Source organism: Clostridium sardiniense, assembly GCF_019753795.1.
Classification (GTDB): Bacteria; Bacillota; Clostridia; order Clostridiales; family Clostridiaceae; genus Clostridium; species Clostridium sardiniense.
Genome location: NZ_JAIKTU010000040.1, coordinates 1 through 1,189, shown reverse-complemented (window position 1 = coordinate 1,189; position 1,189 = coordinate 1). Strand labels below are relative to the sequence as shown.

Sequence of the window (1,189 nt, the reverse complement as noted above, 5' to 3'; positions counted from 1 at the left end):
ATGGTGAATGCCTTGGCATCAGGAGCCGATGAAGGACGTGATAAGCTGCGATAAGCTTCGGGTAGGCGCACATAGCCAGAGATCCGAAGATTTCCGAATGAGGAAACTCACATGGGTTAACCCCATGTATCGTATAGTGAATACATAGCTATATGAAGGTAACCTAGGGAACTGAAACATCTAAGTACCTAGAGGAAGAGAAAGAAAAATCGATTTTCTTAGTAGCGGCGAGCGAAAAGGAAAGAGCCCAAACCAGAGATTTATCTCTGGGGTTGCGGACAGAACATTAACTTAGGAAGCTATTGTAATAGAACACAACTGGAAAGTTGGACCGTAGAAGGTAATAGTCCTGTATATGAAACGAGAAAGCCTAAAGTTCTGATCCAGAGTACCACGAGACACGTGAAACCTTGTGGGAAGCAGGGAGGACCACCTCCCAAGGCTAAATACTACCTGATGACCGATAGTGAAGCAGTACCGTGAGGGAAAGGTGAAAAGAACCCCGGGAGGGGAGTGAAATAGAACCTGAAACCGTATGCCTACAACCGATCAAAGCCCCTTATGAGGGTGATGATGTGCTTTTTGTAGAACGAGCCAACGAGTTACGGTATGTAGCAAGGTTAAGTACTTAAGGTACGGAGCCGAAGGGAAACCAAGTCTTAATAGGGCGACTAGTTGCATGCTGTAGACCCGAAACCGGGTGACCTATCCATGGCCAGGTTGAAGCGAGGGTAAAACCTCGTGGAGGACCGAACCACGTTGCTGTTGAAAAAGCATGGGATGAGCTGTGGATAGCGGAGAAATTCCAATCGAACTCGGAGATAGCTGGTTCTCCTCGAAATAGCTTTAGGGCTAGCGTCGAATGATATGAGTAGTGGAGGTAGAGCACTGAATGGGCTAGGGGGCATAGCGCTTACCGAACCTTATCAAACTCCGAATGCCACATACTTTTAATTCGGCAGTCAGACTACGAATGATAAGATCCGTGGTCAAAAGGGAAACAGCCCAGATCGTCAGCTAAGGTCCCAAAGTGTAAGTTAAGTGGGAAAGGATGTGGGATTTCTAAGACAACTAGGATGTTGGCTTAGAAGCAGCCACTCATTGAAAGAGTGCGTAATAGCTCACTAGTCGAGAGATCCTGCGCCGAAAATGTAACGGGGCTAAACTTACCACCGAAGCTACGGGTTCA

Annotated in this window: 1 rRNA gene; it reads left to right on the top strand. The window is 47.1% G+C overall.

The features are described 5' to 3' along the window. Window positions 1–1,189: ribosomal RNA gene (locus tag K5V21_RS18995) — 23S ribosomal RNA — on the top strand; the annotation flags it as partial.